This window comes from Streptomyces sp. B93, from assembly GCF_018070565.1.
Classification (GTDB): Bacteria; Actinomycetota; Actinomycetes; order Streptomycetales; family Streptomycetaceae; genus Streptomyces.
This window is the reverse complement of record NZ_JAGPXL010000006.1, coordinates 91,502-108,535: the sequence shown is the minus strand read 5'-3', so window position 1 is coordinate 108,535 and position 17,034 is coordinate 91,502. Positions and strand designations below refer to the sequence as shown.

General features: G+C 73.2%; 14 protein-coding genes. 6 read left to right on the top strand and 8 right to left on the bottom strand.

Translation table 11 applies throughout. The annotated features are described in order from the left end of the window. Positions 1-233: 233 nt before the first annotated feature. Entirely contained in the window at positions 234-2,777 is a 2,544-nt protein-coding gene (locus KBY47_RS08075; RefSeq protein WP_210920281.1) for a helicase C-terminal domain-containing protein, read from the bottom strand. A gap of 106 nt (positions 2,778-2,883) precedes the next feature. Between KBY47_RS08075 and KBY47_RS08070 the strand changes: the two genes are divergently transcribed. After that, the gene (locus KBY47_RS08070) at positions 2,884-3,771 is read left to right on the top strand and encodes a hypothetical protein (RefSeq protein WP_210920280.1); all 888 of its coding nucleotides are present in this window, start codon (positions 2,884-2,886) and stop codon (positions 3,769-3,771) included. 58 nt (positions 3,772-3,829) lie between these two features. Further along, complete coding sequence (locus KBY47_RS08065) at positions 3,830-4,462, top strand: HAD family hydrolase (protein ID WP_210920279.1); 633 nt, start codon at positions 3,830-3,832, stop codon at positions 4,460-4,462. Here the strand turns inward: KBY47_RS08065 and KBY47_RS08060 are convergent. Further along, a complete protein-coding gene (locus tag KBY47_RS08060) occupies positions 4,438-4,689 on the bottom strand; it encodes a hypothetical protein (protein WP_210920278.1) in 252 nt (83 codons plus the stop codon). The two genes, KBY47_RS08065 and KBY47_RS08060, sit on opposite strands and share 25 nt — an antisense overlap. Positions 4,690-4,854: 165 nt before the next feature. Between KBY47_RS08060 and KBY47_RS36980 the strand changes: the two genes are divergently transcribed. After that, positions 4,855-5,238, top strand: a complete 384-nt coding sequence (locus KBY47_RS36980) for a cold-shock protein (RefSeq protein ID WP_210920277.1) — start codon at positions 4,855-4,857, stop codon at positions 5,236-5,238. Positions 5,239-5,249: 11 nt separating this feature from the next. On the opposite strand, the gene KBY47_RS08050 is transcribed toward KBY47_RS36980, so the two are convergent. From KBY47_RS08050 to KBY47_RS08035, 4 genes are all read right to left on the bottom strand, one after another. Then, entirely contained in the window at positions 5,250-6,107 is an 858-nt protein-coding gene (locus KBY47_RS08050) for a 1,4-dihydroxy-6-naphthoate synthase (protein WP_210920276.1), read from the bottom strand. Continuing rightward, positions 6,094-6,774, bottom strand: a complete 681-nt coding sequence (locus KBY47_RS08045; protein WP_308405082.1) for a futalosine hydrolase — start codon at positions 6,772-6,774, stop codon at positions 6,094-6,096. The genes KBY47_RS08050 and KBY47_RS08045 overlap by 14 nt, the downstream gene beginning before the upstream one ends. Continuing rightward, the gene (locus KBY47_RS08040; protein WP_210920275.1) at positions 6,744-7,220 is read right to left on the bottom strand and encodes a DUF2771 domain-containing protein; all 477 of its coding nucleotides are present in this window, start codon (positions 7,218-7,220) and stop codon (positions 6,744-6,746) included. Before KBY47_RS08040 ends, KBY47_RS08045 begins: the two co-directional genes overlap by 31 nt. A gap of 62 nt (positions 7,221-7,282) precedes the next feature. Continuing rightward, the gene (locus tag KBY47_RS08035) at positions 7,283-8,710 is read right to left on the bottom strand and encodes an MFS transporter (protein ID WP_210920274.1); all 1,428 of its coding nucleotides are present in this window, start codon (positions 8,708-8,710) and stop codon (positions 7,283-7,285) included. A 303-nt stretch (positions 8,711-9,013) separates the two neighbouring features. On the opposite strand from KBY47_RS08035, the gene KBY47_RS08030 reads away from it, so the two are divergent. The 3 genes from KBY47_RS08030 (at position 9,014) to KBY47_RS08020 (ending at position 14,181) form a co-directional block, all read left to right on the top strand. Further along, a complete protein-coding gene (locus KBY47_RS08030) occupies positions 9,014-9,943 on the top strand; it encodes a DUF3027 domain-containing protein (protein WP_210920273.1) in 930 nt (309 codons plus the stop codon). A gap of 103 nt (positions 9,944-10,046) precedes the next feature. Continuing rightward, positions 10,047-13,154, top strand: a complete 3,108-nt coding sequence (locus KBY47_RS08025) for a sacsin N-terminal ATP-binding-like domain-containing protein (RefSeq protein ID WP_210920272.1) — start codon at positions 10,047-10,049, stop codon at positions 13,152-13,154. A 172-nt stretch (positions 13,155-13,326) separates the two neighbouring features. Continuing rightward, positions 13,327-14,181, top strand: coding sequence for a DUF5707 domain-containing protein (locus KBY47_RS08020; protein ID WP_210920271.1), 855 nt, complete (start codon positions 13,327-13,329; stop codon positions 14,179-14,181). Positions 14,182-14,191: 10 nt separating this feature from the next. Here the strand turns inward: KBY47_RS08020 and KBY47_RS08015 are convergent, their stop codons facing one another. Continuing rightward, positions 14,192-16,591 (bottom strand): HAD-IC family P-type ATPase, encoded by a 2,400-nt coding sequence (locus KBY47_RS08015; protein WP_210920270.1) that lies wholly within the window; start codon positions 16,589-16,591, stop codon positions 14,192-14,194. A gap of 98 nt (positions 16,592-16,689) precedes the next feature. Continuing rightward, entirely contained in the window at positions 16,690-16,965 is a 276-nt protein-coding gene (locus KBY47_RS08010) for a DUF2530 domain-containing protein (protein ID WP_210920269.1), read from the bottom strand. Positions 16,966-17,034 lie beyond the last annotated feature (69 nt).

The window sequence follows — 17,034 nt, the reverse complement described above, 5'->3', positions numbered from 1 at the left end:
GACGGAGCTTCCTCTCTGGCGGGGTCTGCTGGGGGTTGGTGGGCTCGACCGGTGTTCCGGCTTCCGTCCCGACCGTCCTTGATCAGGACAACCGGTGGCTGCCCCACGCCCCACGACGGAATGCGGGACACGGCCCAAGCTCCCTCATGGGTGGGAAGTGTCCGGCGTGGCGTGCATGAACCCGGGGCTACACCCGCGTGGGTGACCCCGCCCCGTCACAGCTCCCGCCCGTTTCAGCCCTCGTCGTCCGCCAGCTCCGCCACCCCCGTGATCCGGTGCAGCGGGTACGTGCGGACCTCGTCCGCGGTGTGGTCGTACGCCGTCACGAAACCGCCCTCGACGCGCACGGGCGCGATCACGCGCTGGCTCGCCGCGCCCTCCGCGTTCACGTAGCCGATCCACAGGGCCTGGCCCGTCAGCACCGCGGCCTGCATCGTCGCCAGCGTCTCCGCGGAACCGGTGCGCGGCAGCTCACCGCCGACCGGCCGGGCGTCCGCGGCCGGTTTGCGGGGTGCCGTGGAGGCGAGGTCACCCGCGCGGATGGCGCGGATCGCCGCCGTCAGCAACGTGTCGTCCGGGGTGGGCGGGCCCTCCGGGACCGGCTCCGGAGGCGTGCGCGGGGGCGTGCGGTGGGCATGCGCACGCGTGATCAGCACATCACCCTCCGCGGACTCCGCGGCCGGGGCGAAGCCCATCGCCCGCAGGCCCTCCAGCAGCGCCGCCGGGTCGGTCCCCGCCGCCAGCACCGTCGGGGCGAGGCGGCGCAGCCGGAGCCCGCTGGACCGCTTGTCGGCGAGGATCTCGTTCAGTACGGCGTCGTCGTCGCAGCGGACGTACGCCGACGCGGCGCCGACCCGTAGGTGGCCGTGTCTGCGGGCCACGTCGTCGATGAGGTAGGCGAGCGGCTGCGGCACCGGTGTGCGGGAGTGCGCCGCGAGGAAGGCGTGCAGGTCGGAGGCGCTGCGGCCGGCGTCGAGGGCGCGGCGTACGGAGGCCGGGGTGAAGCGGTAGACCGTGGCGCCGCCCTTCGACTCCACGTCCGCGAGGACGTCGAGCACGTCCGCGAGCGGGCGTCGCAGCGGCCCCGGCGCCACCGCCGTCAGGTCGGCCTGGAGCAGGACGTGGTCCAGGGGTTCGGGGAGGAGGGGGGCCAGGAGGCGGGCGGCCGCCGCGGTGGCGGTGGCCTGTTCCTGGGGGGTGAGGACGGGGTGGTGAGGGGTGGTCGGGCGGTGGTGGAAGGGGAGCTTGTCGCCGGGGCCCTCGGGCGGCGCGTCGTCGGGCTTCACGGCGGGGGGTGCGCCGAGCAGGGCCCTGCCGTGTGCCGACAGGGCGCCACGGCCGGTGACGCCGAGGAGTTCCGCCTCGTTCAGCGTCCACTCGGCGAGGCGGGCGCGCAGGTCGTCGGTGCCGCGCGGGGGGCGTTCCCAGCGCAGCCGGGCCTGGACGGAGTCGGGGGCCGGTGCGGCGCCCTGCGGGAGGTCGGCGAGGAGGCTCAGCACCCGGTGCCGTACCTCCGGGGCGGCGGAGCGGTCCAGGCCCGGGCCCAGTGCCGACAGGGTGCGGTCCTTGGCGTCCCGGCCGCCGACCACACCGGCCGTCCGGGTCGCCGTCAGCCAGGCCTCCGCCAGGCGGGCCCAGCGCTCAGCGGCGGGCAGCTGGAGCCACTCGTCGTAGGCCGGGGTGGCCGCGTACCGCTCGTCGGCGTCGCCGTCGGAGGCCAGCAGGCCCGCCGCGTACGCCAGCTCCACCCAGAACGCGGCGACCGGCTCGGCGACGTCCAGGGCGACCGCGGTGCGCTTCAGGTCCCGCACGCTCAGGCCACCGGCCCGCAGTACCGTCGGGCCGCCCTCGTCCCAGTCCTTCAGGAGTTCCTCGACCGTCGCGAGGGCGGTGTACGACTGGCCCGCCGCTGTCGCGTCCACAACCTGTGGACTGTGGGTGGCGGCCGTGGTGACGGGGGGCGGCGTGGGCTCGGGGGTGCGGTGGGCCCGGCCCGCGCGCAGGTGCAGGGCGACCTCGCGCGGGAGTACGACCGTGCCCGGGGCGGTGGGCAGCAGCAGGCCGCGGTCCAGCAGCCAGCGCAGACGGGGGGCCGGGTCGGCGGTGACCTGGCCGTAGGGCGGGCCCCACACCAGGCGGTCCAGGACCTCCAGGGACTCGGCGGGGGCCTCGGCGAGCAGGTCGTTCATCCGGGCGCGGTCGGTGAACAGGGCGGTGAGCGCGGCCACCGCGGAGACCGAGTCGTGGGTGGAGGGCAGGCCGACCGTCGCGATCAGTTCCTGGATGCGGACCGGGGACATGCCCGCGGTCGCCTCCTGGGCGGTGGGGCCGAGGCCGGTGGGTGAGGGGTGCTGGGGGGAGGGCGAGAGGAGTTCCCGGGCGGTGCGGACCAGGCGCAGGCGGTCGTCCGGGCCCCAGACCAGGGCCTGTTCGCGCAGGAGGCGCAGGGTGCGGGGGAGGGCGGCCGTCACCGTGGGGTCGCGGTCGTCGCCCGCCAGGAGGCCGAGCAGGTCGTCGTAGGTCGCGGGGTCCGGGGCGACCGCGAGGGCCTGTGCCGTCTGTACCGCGAAGCGGTCCAGGCGTTCCAGGGCGCGGACGACGGAGGCGCGGGTTCCGGCGCGGGTGGCCAGTTGGGTGAGGTCCGTGGGGACCGGGGTGATGAGGTCGGGGCGGCTGCGCAGGAGGGCGGCGAGGGAGGCGTCGTCGCGCGAGCGGAGCGCTTCCGCGAGGGACCGGGGCGCGGTCGGCTTCTCGGTCGGCTTCTCGTCGCTGCTCATCCGGCCAACGGTAGCGGGTGTGGGGGCGCGGGAGGGGAACGGAACGTTTCTACGGTCCGGTGCGCGGCTCGGGTTCCGCGGGGTGTGCTGCGCTACCGTCGTCCGCGTGGGGATCGAGAGCGACAAGGTCGTCTACGAGTATCTGAGCCGCGTCGGTGATGTGGCGCAGCAGCGGCAGCTTCCCTCTGCCGAGCGGATGCGGCTCGTGTCGCAGCTGCGGGACGAGATCGATCGGCGGCGGGCCAAGGCCGTGGTCGACAGTCCGGCGGCCGTCCGGCGCATTCTCGGGCGGATCGGCAGCCCCGACGACGTGGTCAGTGCCGCGGACGAAGGGGGCGGCGGGGGAGGCGGGGGCGGCGGCGGTGGCGTCGAGGCCGAGGTGTCGGTGCCCGTGCAGCCCGCGCCCGAGCCCGGGCCCCGGCGGGAGGAGCCGTCCGCTTCCGTTGTCGCGCCCCGGCAGCCCGACTGGTGGCGGGTGGACGCGGGGGCGCTGGGGGGTGACGGGGTTCCCGGGTTCGTGGGGGGCGTCGAGATTCCTGAGCTGTTGAAGCCTCCCGGGCCTCAGAAGCCCGCGGTGGAGGAGCCCGCTGAAGAGGCCGAGGAGGTCGAGGAGGCCGTCCCCGTCGTCAAACGGCGGGTGCGGTTGCCCTCGCTGGGCGGGTGGAGCAGTCCGCTGTTGCTGGGGGCCGCCGCGCTGCTCGTGGTGGGGGCCGTGCTCGGGAACCTCGTCGCGCTCGCCTTCGGGTGGGTCATCGTCTATCTGTCCCGGCGGCTCAGCCGTACCGAGATGCGGGTTGCCGTGATGGGGCTGCCCGCGATGGCCCTCGTGTGTGGGGCGGTGTGGCTGTGGGGGCGGAGCGAGGGACGGTGGGGGGAGCCCGTCGCCGAGGGCGCGATGAGCGGCGCGGTGGGGGAGACCTGGCCGTGGGTCGTGCGGGGGGCCGCCGTCGCTTCCGCCGTCTTTCTGGTGTGGCGGGCCCGGCGGCGGGGGTAGCGGCCCCTTCCGTGGTCCGGCGGCCGGCCGGTTTCGTGCGCCCTGCACAATGGCCCGTATGGCCTTTACGACCGGATTCCCCACCGTCGGCTTCGATCTCGACATGACCCTCATCGACTCCCGGCCCGGCATCCACGCCTGCTATGTGGCGTTGTCCGAGCGGACGGGGGTGTACGTCGACGCCGATCTGGCGGTCACCCGGCTCGGGCCCCCGTTGGAGGAGGAGCTGCGGAACTGGTTCCCGGAGGGGGAGGTGGCGGGCGTGGCCGATCTGTACCGGGAGATGTATCCGGCGGTCGCCGTCGCCGCCACGCCCGCGATGGCGGGGGCGCGGGAGGCCATCGACGCGGTGCGGGGGGCCGGGGGGCGTGCCGTCGTGGTCACTGCGAAGTACGAGCCCAACGCCAAGTTGCACCTAGCCCACCTGGGTCTTGAACCGGACGCGGTCATAGGTGACCTGTGGGCGGAGGCGAAGGCGGTGGCGCTGCGGGAGTACGGCGCGGGTGTGTACGTGGGGGACCACGTCGGGGATGTGCGCGGGGCCCGTGCGGCGGGTGCCCTTTCGGTGGCGGTGGCCACCGGGCCCTGTGACGCCGGGGAACTCGGTGGTGCGGGTGCTGATGTGGTGCTGGAGGATCTGACGCGGTTCCCCGAGTGGCTTTCGGACTATCTGGCGGCCTCCCGGGCCTGACGTCGGGCCGCGGCGATCGAGCGCAGTACGCCCGCGCCCGCGACGGCGAAGCCGACCCCCATGAGCATGCTCAGGCCGAACATGTAGGTGGGAAATGGGGTCGTCCCGAGGAGGAGGGGCGCCACCGTGACCAGAGTGGCCACGGTACCGATGAAGAACACCACGGCACCGACGAGGATCAGCCGGTCACCGGGTGCGGCGGAATTCGTTTGGGTTTTGTCACGCACCGGACCAGGGTAGTTCCCAGCGCGAAGGAACAACCGGGTGACGTCTTGTCACCGGCTCCTGGACCAATAGTCTTGGTACCGGCGGGTCATGGACGACCCGCCCCAGTGCTATCAAGAGCCGTTTTCAGAAGCAGTTTTCCGACGAGTACGAGGACGAGGACAGACGTGCCTACCGGCAAGGTCAAGTGGTTCAACAGCGAGAAGGGCTTCGGCTTTCTCTCCCGCGACGACGGCGGTGACGTCTTCGTCCATTCCTCGGTTCTCCCCGCCGGAGTCGAGACACTCAAGCCGGGTCAGCGCGTGGAGTTCGGGGTCGTCGCCGGTCAGCGGGGCGACCAGGCACTTTCGGTGACCCTGCTCGATCCGACGCCGTCGGTCGCCGCCGCACAGCGGAAGAAGCCCGACGAGTTGGCTTCCATCGTCCAGGATCTGACGACCCTGCTGGAGAACATCACGCCGATGCTCGAAAAGGGCCGTTACCCCGACAAGACCTCCGGTAAGAAGATCGCGGGGCTGTTGCGGGCCGTCGCCGACCAGCTCGACGTATAGGCGGGGCGGCTCTAGGGGAATTCCAGTGCGGTCGGGCCGAGGGCGGGGACCAGGCCCTCGGCCGCGGCGCGGGTGAGCAGGCCGCGTACGGCCGCGTAGCCGTCGGGTCCCAGGTCGGCGGTGAACTCGTTGACGTACAGGCCGATGTGCTGGTCCGCGACGGCCGGGTCCATCTCCTGGGCGTGTTCCATGACGTAGGGGCGGGAGGCCTCGGGGTCGTCCCAGGCCGCCCGGACCGAGGCGCGGATCGATGCCGCCAGGTGCGTGAGGGTGGCCTGGCCGAGGGCGCGTCTGGCGATGATGGCGCCCAGGGGGATCGGCAGGCCCGTGGTGGTCTCCCAGTGCTCGCCCATGTCGGCGAGCTTGTGCAGGCCGTAGTTCTGGTAGGTGAAGCGGGCCTCGTGGATGACCAGGCCCGCGTCCACCTTGCCGTCGCGGACCGCCGGCATGATCTCGTGGAACGGCATGACGACGATGTCGCCGACCTTCCCGGGGACCGTGTCCGCCGCCCAGAGGCGGAACAGCAGGTACGCCGTCGACTTCTCGCTGGGTACCGCGACCGTGCGGCCCGTGAGGTCGGCCGTGTCCGCGTCGCGGGTCAGGACCAGGGGGCCGCAGCCCCGGCCCAGGGCGCCGCCGCAGGGCAGGAGCGTGTAGGTGTCCAGGACGTACGGCAGGACCGCGTAGGACACCTTGAGGACGTCGAGTTCGCCCCGTTCGGCCATGCCGTTGGTGATGTCGATGTCGGCGAAGGTGACGTCCAGGGGCGGGGCGTCCGGGACCCGGCCGTGGGCCAGGGCGTCGAAGACGAACGTGTCGTTCGGGCAGGGGGAGTAGGCGATCTGGAGGGGCCTGTCAGCGGGTGTCATGGGGGTTCCAGCTCTCCAGTACGGGTGTCAGCTTCCCGAAGGCCTCGGTGAGGGCCGTGAGCGCGTCGCCGACGCGCCAGGCGGCGCGGTCACGCGGGCCGACCGGGTTGGAGACGGCGCGTATTTCGAGGACGGGGACGTGGTGCGCGGCGGCGGCCTCGGCGACGCCGAAGCCCTCCATGGCCTCGGCGAGCGCGCTGGGGTGGCGGGTGCGCAGGGCCGTCGCGCGGGATGCGGTGCCGGTCACCGTGGAGACGGTGAGGACGGCGCCGGTGCGGGCGCCGGTGGCGGTCGCGCACTGTCGTACGAGTGCCGCGGGCGGACGGTGGGTGACGGTGCCGAAGCCCAGGTCGGTGACCGGCACGAAGCCGTCGGGGGTCTCGGCCCCCAGGTCGGCCGCGGTGATCTCGTCGGCGACGACCAGGGAGCCGACGGGGGCCTCGGGGAGGAAGCCGCCCGCGATGCCCGCGGAGATCACCAGGGCGCAGGGGGCGGTGGAGAGGGCCTTGGCCGTCGCCGCGGCGGCCGCCGCGGGGCCCACCCCGGCCGCGATGACCCGGCCCGGGAACGTCCGAGCCACCGCGTCCCGTTCGGCGGGGACCGCGGTGGCCACGAGGATGTCCGCGGCGGACGTGATCAGTCGTCCTTCTTGAGCTTGAACGACCACAGACCGGTGGTCTCCTTCTCGCCTTCCTTGATGGAGACGAGGGTGGAGTCGCCCTGCGCGCCGTACTGCGCGTTGAAGAACACGCTGCCCGGGATCGTCGTGTACGTCTTCTTGAGGGGCTCGGCGAGCAGCGGCTGACCGTTCATCAGGATCGTCCAGCCCTCGTCCGCGATCTCCGGGTCGACGCCGAAGCGCACGGTCTCGTCGACGTCGACCGTGATCGAGTCGATGTCCTCGTCCCGCAGGCACTTGGTGAGGTCCGCGGTCTTCAGGGCGTCACCGTCGTTGTAGCAGGTCGCCTCGGAGCTGACCGAGTCCGATCCGACGGTGATCGTCGACATCGGCGTCGGCTTGTCGCAGGCCGACAGGACGAGCAGTCCGGCGGATACGGCGCCGGCGGCGGCGACGGCGCGGCGGCGTCGCACAGCAGCGGATTGCGTGGTCATGGCCGAAGGCTATCGGGCGGTCGCGGCCCGGTCCCCATGCGGGGTGCGGGGCGGGGCGTGCGTTACGCCACGCGGGGACGGGCCGGTCCGCCGCGGTGTGCCGAGGTGAGCAGCCCCCGTACGGTGGCCAGCCAGCCGGCGGCGACGATCGCGGCGCCCACCGACAGGCCGAAGGTGCCGTTCAGGGGCAGGGCGATGCCGATGGCGCCGCCGACCACCCAGGACATCTGGAGCAGCGTCTCGGAGCGGGCGAACGCCGAGGTGCGGACGAGTTCGGGGACGTCCCGCTGGATCAGCGCGTCCAGCGAGAGTTTGGCGAGGGCCTGGGAGAAACCGGCCAGGGCCGCCAGACAGGCCACCAGGAACGCGCTGAAGAACACTGCCGCCGTGATCGCGGCGGTCGCCTCGATCGCGACCACCGTCACGATGATGATCTCCGGCGCCCGGGACCGCAGCCAGGCGCCGACCGCCGTGCCGAGCGCGTTGCCGGTGCCCGCCGCGACCGCCACCAGGCCCAGGGACACGGCCGCGCTCTGCCCCGACAGCGGATGCTCGCGCAGCAGGAAGGCCAGGAAGAAGATCAGGAAACCGGCCAGACAGCGGATCGCGGCGTTGGCGCCGAGCGCGTGGGTGACCCCGATGCCGACCGTGCGCAGGCCGGGACGCTTCACCGGCTTCAGGTGCGGGCCGTGCAGATGCTCCTCGTCCGCCGCGAGCAGGGCGGTGTCCTCGCCCTTGGCCGAGTCGACCTTCGGCGGCAGCGAGAAGGAGAGGAACATGCCCGCGACGAAGATCACGAAGGCGCCGTAGAGCGGCCAGCGGGGGCCGACCGCCTGGAGGCCCGCGCCGATGGGCGCCGCGACACCCGTGGCCAGCAGACCGCCGAGGGTGACCCGGGAGTTCGCCTTGACCAGGGAGAAGCCCTTGGGCAGCAGTCGGGGCACGACCGCGCTGCGGACGACCCCGTACGCCTTGGAGGCCACCAGAACGCCCAGCGCGGCCGGGTACAGCTCGATGCTGCCGCTGATCACCGCCCCCGACAGCACCAGGGCCAGCAGTGCCCGCGCGAGCATCGCCCCCGCCATCGCCGCCCGGCGCCCGTGCGGGAGGCGGTCCAGGAGCGGGCCGATCACCGGCGCGAGGAGGGTGAACGGCAGCATCGTGATCGCCAGGTACAGCGCCACCCGGCCACGCGCCTCGTCCGTCGGCACGGAGAAGAAGACGGTGGAGGCGAGCGCGACCGTGATCATCACGTCGCCCGCGCCGTTCACCGCGTGCAGTTCGATCAGCTTGCCGAGGCCCGACTCGCCCGCGCCGTGCGCATGGGTGGCCCTGCGGATGCCGCGGGCGGTGCCCGTCACCGGGAAGTGCAGGGCACGGCCGACCGAGCGGAGCGACCCGGGGAACCGGGTACGTCCGCCACCTGCGCTCTTACCGCCGATGCCGCCACCGATGCCGGTGGCACCGTCGGATGACTTCGCGGCTGCCACCCCGCCATAGTGCCCCGAGAAAGGGGTGTGTAGTGCGTGTACGGCGCGTATGGCCCGCACTTCACGGAAGAGAGACGGGGGTCAAAGATCACCGTCGGGCGGCGATCCGTCCCGTCGGTGTAGGCCAAGCGCCCACGAACAGGTAGCGTGCGTATCTCGGCCATCCCGCAGAATGGATGGTGTCAGGTGCGCTCGTAGTGCGATGGCGCGTGGACGTCGACGCGGTCCCCCGGTCCGCTCCGTCCGCCCCGCCGCCTTCAGGCAGGCGCACCCGAGAGACGGCGTAGGAGAGAAGCGATACCTGTGAGCGCAGCGACAACGCGAAGCCGCACCCCCGACCGCCTGTGCGCCGAGGCCGTCGACCTCGCCCGCGCCGCAGCCGAGGAGGCGGCCGCGCCCGGCGTCGTCGGTGAACACGTGGGGCTGGTCTCCGAGGGCGACCGCGTGGTCACGCACTTCTTCGAGTGCAAGGAACTGGGCTACCGCGGCTGGCGCTGGGCGGCGACCGTGGCCCGCGCCTCCCGCGCGAAGATCGTCACGCTGGACGAGGTCGTCCTGCTGCCCGGCCCCGACGCCCTCCTCGCCCCCGAGTGGGTGCCCTGGAGCGAACGCCTCCGCCCCGGCGACATGGGCCCCGGCGACCTCCTGCCCACCGACGCCGAGGACCTCCGCCTCGAACCCGGCTTCTCCGGCGAGGAGGAACCCCCGCCGAACGCGCCCGTCTCCCAGGACATGGCCGACCTGGTGGAGGCCGAGGACGCCGAGGTGACCGAGGGGCCGCCCGCCAGCCTCCCCATGGCGCCCACCCGCGGCTCCATCGCCGCCGTCGCCGAGGAACTCGGCATGCGCCGCGCCCGGGTCCTGTCCCGGTACGGCCTCCATGTCGCCGCCGACCGCTGGGAGGAGTCCTACGGACCCAAGACCCAGATGGCCCAGGCCGCCCCCGCGTCCTGCGTCAGCTGTGGCTTCCTCGTCTCCCTCGGCGGCTCCCTCGGGCAGGCCTTCGGCGTCTGCGCCAACGAGTTCTCCCCGGCCGACGGCCGCGTCGTCTCCCTCGCCTACGGGTGCGGAGGCCACTCCGAGGCCGCCGTCATGCCCAAGCCGCCGGTGCCCCCGCCGCCGGTCATCGACGAGACCCGGGTGGACCCGTTCCCGCTGCGCCCCTCGCGGGACTCGGGGTCGGTGCCGGAGCTGGCGGCCGACGAGGACACCGCCGAGCTGGGGCACTCCTAGGCCTCTGGGGGTCGCGATCCGGTTGGCTGAGCCCACCCCGCCCCGGCATGAGGTGGTCCGGCGCTCCGGTACCTTCGTGCTCACGCCGACGAGGAGAGTGGACGTGAGCAAGTTCGTGCGGCCCGCAGCAGAGGGCGCGGACCCCTTCGGGACCGCCCGTATCAGGCGTGGCGTGCTCGACGCCTGGGCCACCAGCCCCGCCCGGTTCCGGGAGGACGCCAACGCCGAGGAGGATCTCGTCCTCGGCGGCTACCGGGACCGCCTCGTCGTGGAGCTGGCGCAGAACGCCGCCGACGCCGCCGCGCGGGCCGGGGTGCCCGGCCGGCTCCGGCTCACCCTCCGGGACGGCGTGCTCGTCGCCGCCAACACCGGCGCCCCGCTCGACGCGCCCGGCGTGGAGTCCCTGGCCACCCTGCGCGCCTCCGCCAAGCGGGACGCCGCCGCCACGGTCGGCCGGTTCGGTGTCGGGTTCGCCGCCGTGCTCGCGGTCACCGACGAACCGGCCGTCGTCGGCAGGCACGGCGGGGTCCGCTGGTCCCTCGCCGAGGCCCGTGACCTGGCCGCGCGGACCGCCGAGCGCAGCCCCGGGCTCGGGGACGAGATCCGCCGCCGGGACGGGCACGTGCCCCTGCTGCGGCTGCCGTACGCCGCCGAGGGCACCGCCCCCGACCCGTACGACACGGCCGTCATCCTGCCGTTGCGCGACCCGGCCGCCGCCGATCTCGCCGAGCGGCTGCTGAACTCCGTCGACGACGCCCTGCTGCTCGCCCTGCCCGGACTGGCCGAGGTCGTCGTCGAGACCGGAGACACCGTCCGCACCCTGAGCCGCCGCACCGAGGACGCCCTGACCGTCGTCGCCGACGACCGGGACGGCACGACCCGGTGGCGTACGGCGTCGGCGTCCGGACAGCTGGCGCCGGAACTGCTCGCCGACCGGCCGGTCGAGGAGCGGCTGCGCCCGCACTGGTCGGTCACCTGGGCCGTGCCCGTGGATGACGGGGGCGCCCCCGAGCGGCCCCGGACCAGTCCCGTCGTGCACGCGCCGACCCCGAGCGACGAGCCGCTCGGCGTGCCCGCGCTGCTCATCGCCTCGTTCCCGCTGGACAGCACCCGGCGGCACACCGCGCCCGGACCGCTGACCGACTTCCTGGTGGAGCGGGCGGCGGACGCGTACACCGAACTCCTCGCCCAGTGGCGGCCGGTCGGGGAGGGGATCATCGGCCTCGTCCCCGGGCCGCTCGGCAAGGGCGCGCTGGACGGCGCGCTGCGGCAGGCGGTGCTGGCGCGGCTGCCGCGGACCTCCTTCCTGCCGCCCGCCGCCGAGCCGGACGGTGACCTTCCGGAGGCCCTGCGGCCCCGGGACGCCGAGATCGTCGAGGGCGCGGGAGCGGAGACCGTACGGGTCCTCGCCGAGGTGCTGCCGACGCTGCTGCCCGCGGGGCTCGAACGGCGCGTGGAGCTGCGGACGCTCGGGGTCGCCCGGGTGCCGCTGACCGACGCGATCGACCGGCTCGCGGGGCTGGAGAAGGCGCCGGGCTGGTGGCGGCGGCTGTACGACAGTCTCGCCGGGGTCGACCCGGACCGGCTGTCCGGGCTGCCCGTGCCCCTCGCCGACGGGCGCACCACCATCGGGCCCCGGCAGGTGCTGCTGCCGACCGCCGACGCCGCCCGCGTCGACGCCGAACTGCTGGCCCGGCTCGGGCTCAAGGTCGCCCACGCGGACGCCGCCCACCCGATCCTGGAGAAGCTGGGCGCGCTGCCCGCCACGCCCCGCGCCGTGCTCACCACCCCGCAGGTGCGGGCCGCCGTCGCCGCCTCCCTCGACGAGGACGGCGGCGCCTGGGACGAGGACACCCCGGACGCCGAGGAACTCGCCGACGCCGTGCTGGCGTTGGTCCGCGACGCCGGACTGGAAGCCGGTGAGGAGCCCTGGCTGGGCGCTCTGGCGCTGACGGACGAGGACGGTGAACTGGCGCCCGCCGCCGAGCTGGTGTTCCCCGGGAGCCCCTTCGCCGAGGTCGTCCGGCCCGACGAACTGCCCGCCGTGGACGGCGAGCTGGCCCGGAAGTGGGGGGTGCAGCCGCTCGCCGCGTGCGGGGTCCTCGCCGACTTCGCGCTGGTGCGGGCCACGGACGTGGTGCTCGACCCGGACGAACTCGACCCCCGCGAGGGTGACTTCCCCGAGCCCGACGATCCGGGGCTGCTGGACGCCGTGGACGTGTGGTGCGAGGACATCCTCGACCGCTTCCCCGACAGCCCGGTGCCGCCCGTCGCCACCGAGCTGACCGCCGTACGCGATCTCGAACTCGTCGCCGACGACCAGTGGGCGCGGGCCCTGTCCCTGCTGTCCAAACCGCCGCTGCGGGACGCGATCGTGCAGCCCGTGCGGGTCCTGCTGCCCGACGGCACCCATGAGGTCGTACGGCCCTACACGGCGTGGTGGCTGCGCGGGCACCCGGTGCTCGACGGCCGCCGTCCGGCCGGACTCCTCGCCGCCGGCGGCGACCCGCTGCTGAGGGGCCTGTACGACGAGGCCGACGCGACCGGCTTCGACGACGAGCAGGTGCTGCGGGCGCTGGGCGTGCGGACGTCCGTCGCCGCGCTGCTGGACGAGCCCGGGGGAGCCGCCGAACTGCTCGACCGGCTCGCCGATCCCGAGCGCACCGTCACCGCCGCCCAGCTGCACGGGCTGTACGGCGCGCTGGCCGATCTCGACCCCGAGCAGGTGACCCTGCCGGAGGAGCTGCGGGCCGTCGTCGACGGGCGGGTGGAGATCGTGGACGCCGCCGACGCGGTCGTCGTCGACTCGCCCGACCTGCTGCCCTTCACCGACGGGGTGCCGCTGCTGCCGGTACGGCCGTCGCGGGCGGCCGAGCTGGCGGAGCTGTTCCAGGTGCGGCGGCTGAGCGAGTCCGTCACCGGCCAGGTGGACTCGGAGGGCGCCGAGCACGACGTACCGGAGCCGGTACGGGTGCTGCTCGGGCCGCGTACGCCCGCGTCGTACGTCGAGCACGAGGAACTCGTCGTCGACGGCGTGGAGATCGACTGGCGGCTCACCGACGACGGTGTGCTGCACGCGGCCACCCTGGAGGGCGTCGCCGCCGGTCTCGCCTGGGCGGCGGGGCAGTGGCCGCGCCGGTTCGAGGTGGCGGCACTGCTGGAGGACCCGTCCCGGACGGAGGAGCTGGCGCGGGACCGCTGGTTCGACTGAACCCCTCCCCCGGTGGCCTGCACGATTTCTTCACGGCCCGTACAACCATTCGGGCCCGTCGCGGATCTGATCATCCGAGCCAACAGGCTCCACGATCACTTGAACCCCGCCGCCGCTTCCGTGAGCCGCAGGCCCGGCAGGCGGCGGGGCCTTCTCCTCCAAGGGGAAACACATGCGTATCCGCGCCACCGTGGCCGCCGTCTCCGGCGCGCTCGCCCTCTCCGCCCTCGCCGTGCCGAGCGCGCAGGCCACCTCGCAGGGCGACCTCGGCCTGGCCAAGCCGAGCGCCGCCGAACGCTTCGGCGTCTCCGCCAACCGTTCGGCGTTCAGCACCGCCGCCGCGCTGCCCACCGTCTCCAAGGTGACGGTGAACTCCGGCAAGAACGTCGTCGTCGGCGCCACCGCCGCCAAGACCTTCACCGTGTCCGTGACCGCCAGCCACGCGAGCGGCATCGAGGACGCCTACATAGACCTGTGGCACGGCACCGACGTCGAGACGAACATCGACGGCTACCTCCCGCCGAACGAGGAGTACGCCACCTGCACCGCCAGCAGCGCCACCACCTCGACCTGCAAGCTGACCATCACCGCCTACCCGGGCAGCGACCTGTACAGCAACTCCCTGGCCGGTAACTGGAACGTGGCCGTCGGCGTGCTCTCCAACGACCAGCAGATCTACTACACCGACTTCTACGCCAAGCACAAAGTGCAGCGGCTGGCGAAGCTGACGGTCAACGCCTCCCCGGAGCCGGTCGCCAAGGGCGCCACCGTCACGGTCAGCGGCAAGCTGACCCGCGCCGACTGGCCGAACGCCCGCTACGTCGGCCTCAACGGGCAGTCGGTGAAGCTCCAGTACCGGACCAAGACCGGCAGCTACACCACCCTGAAGACCATCACCTCCGGCACCGGCGGCGCCCTGAAGACCACGGTCAAGGCCACCGCCGACGGCTACTACCGCTACGCCTTCGCCGGGCTGACCAGCACCTCCGCGGTCAACGCCACCGGTGACTTCGTCGATGTGAAGTAACCGGCTGCCACTAGGCCGGGAAGCGGCGGCCCACCCAGCGCCACAGCAGCTCAAGGGTGGCCGCCGCCACCGCCGCGACGGCCACCGCGATCCACGGCATCGTCATCCCGACCAGCTTCAGCGCGAAGAACTCCTGGAGCCACGGCACCACCAGCACCAGCAGGAACCCGGCGCCCATCGCCGCGACCAGCGCGATCCGCCACCAGGTGTAGGGGCGGGCGATGATCGCCAGCACCCACATCGAGATCAGGAACAGCGTGAGCGTCGCCGCGCTGGTCTCCGCGTCCAGGGCGCCGCTGCCCGTGTAGTGCTCACGGGCGAGCAGATACGTCGTGAAGGTCGCCGCCGCGGCCACCACGCCCCCCGGGATCGCGTACCGCATCACCCGGCGCACGAAGTGCGGCTGCGCCCGCTCCTTGTTCGGCGCGAGGGCGAGGAAGAACGCCGGGACGCCGATCGTCAGCGTCGACAGCAGGGTGAGGTGGCGGGGCAGGAACGGGTACTCCACCTGCGAGCAGACCACCAGCACCGCCAGCAGCACCGAGTACACCGTCTTGACGAGGAACAGCGTCGCCACGCGCGTGATGTTGCCGATGACGCGGCGGCCCTCGGCGACCACCGACGGCAGGGTGGCGAAGCTGTTGTTCAGCAGCACGATCTGCGCCACCGCCCGGGTCGCCTCCGAGCCGGAGCCCATCGCCACGCCGATGTCCGCGTCCTTGAGGGCGAGGACGTCGTTGACGCCGTCGCCGGTCATGGCGACCGTGTGCCCGCGGGACTGGAGGGCGCCGACCATGTCCCGCTTCTGCTGCGGGGTGACCCGGCCGAACACCGTGCCCTCGTCGAGGGCGCTCGCCATGCCGTCCTTGTCGGCGGGCAGCCGGCGCGCGTCGACGACCGTGCCGGTCAGCCCGAGCTTGCCCGCGACCGCGCCGACGGAAACCGCGTTGTCACCGGAGATGACCTTGGCGTGGACGTTCTGCTCGGCGAAGTAGCGCAGGGTGTCGGCGGCGTCGGGGCGCAGCCGCTGCTCCAGGACGACGAGGGCGGCGGGCTTGGCGTCGCGCGTCGGCTCGGGGTCGTCGAGTTCGCGGGCGGCGCGGGCGAGGAGGAGGACGCGCAGGCCCTGCTCGTTGAGGCGGTCGCTCTCGGCCAGCGCGGGGTCGTCGGCGGGCAGCAGGACGTCGGGGGCGCCGAGCAGCCAGGTGCTGGTCTCGCCGTTGCCCTCGCTGAAGGTGGCGCCGCTGTACTTGCGGGCGGAGGAGAACGGCAGCGACTCCGTGCACCGCCATTCCTCGCTGTCCGGGTAGGCGTCGATGATCGCCTTCAGGGAGGCGTTGGGCCTCGGGTCGGACTCGCCGAGGGCGCCGAGGACCCGGCGGACGTACGACTCGTCGTTGCCGCCGAGGGGGCGCAGGTCGGTGACGTCCATGCCGCCCTCGGTGAGGGTGCCGGTCTTGTCGAGGCAGACGGTGTCGACGCGGGCGAGGCCCTCGATGGCGGGGAGTTCCTGGACGAGGCACTGCTTTCGGCCGAGCCGGATCACGCCGATCGCGAAGGCGACGGAGGTGAGCAGGACCAGGCCCTCGGGGACCATGGGGACGATGCCGCCGACGGTGCGGGCGAGGGAGTCCTTGAACGCGTTGTCCTTGACGACGAGCTGGCTGATGATCAGGCCGATCGCGGTCGGGACCATCATCCACGTCACGTACTTGAGGATGGTGGAGATGCCGGTGCGCAGCTCGGAGTGGACGAGGGTGAAGCGGGAGGCCTCCTCGGCGAGCTGGGCGGCGTAGGCCTCGCGGCCGACCCTGGTGGCCTGGAAGGCGCCGCCGCCCGCGACCACGAAGCTGCCGGACATGACCTGGTCGCCGGGTTGTTTGACGACGGGGTCGGCCTCGCCGGTGAGCAGTGACTCGTCGATCTCCAGGCCGTCGGCCTCGACGCACACCCCGTCGACGACCACTTTGTCGCCGGGTCCGACCTCGATCAGGTCGTCCAGCACGATCTCGGAGGTGCTGACCTCGGCGGCGATCCCGTCGCGGCGCACGGTGGGCCGTACCTCGCCGATCAGGGCGAGGGAGTCGAGGGTCTTCTTCGCCCGCCACTCCTGGATGATGCCGATGCCGGTGTTGGCGAGGATGACGAAGCCGAAGAGGCTGTCCTGGATCGGCGCGACGAACAGCATGATCAGCCAGAGCACGCCGATGATCGCGTTGAACCGGGTGAAGACGTTGGCGCGGACGATGTCGGTCAGGGACCGGCTGCTGCGCACGGGTACGTCGTTGACCTCGCCGCGGGCCGTCCGTTCGGCGACCTCGGCCGCGCTGAGTCCGGTCGTGGACGTCGGCGGGGGCACGCGAACGGGATGCGCAGGGTCGATTTCGGCGCCCGCGTCGATGTGCGTCATGCATTCGACGGTACGTGCGGACGGGGGCGTTCACCCCTGGAACGGGGTGAAGATCCGACCACGGGAGGACGGCCGTAGTGCCGTGGTTGTACGACGCCTCAGGTGGCGGGGTCGGGGTCGGGGCCGGGGGCTGCCGCGGACCGCTTGAGGGCGGCGTCCCTCTTGCGGACGTACCAGATGCCGATCAGGCCGAGGCCGCCTCCGGCGAGGCAGGTCCACAGCCACCAGGTGTGGCCGTGGTCGTCGAACCAGCCGTAGAAGGGGAGCTGGACCAGGAAGAGGACGAACCAGAGGACGGTGCCGCCGGTGATGGTGGCGACCACGGGGCCCTCCAGGGGCTCCGGCGCCTCGTGCTTGGGTGTCCACTTCGCCATGGGCACAGCTTACGAGGCGGTCGGTGTGAGGCAGATCGCGACCGTTTCTACGCGCGGAGATGTGCCTTC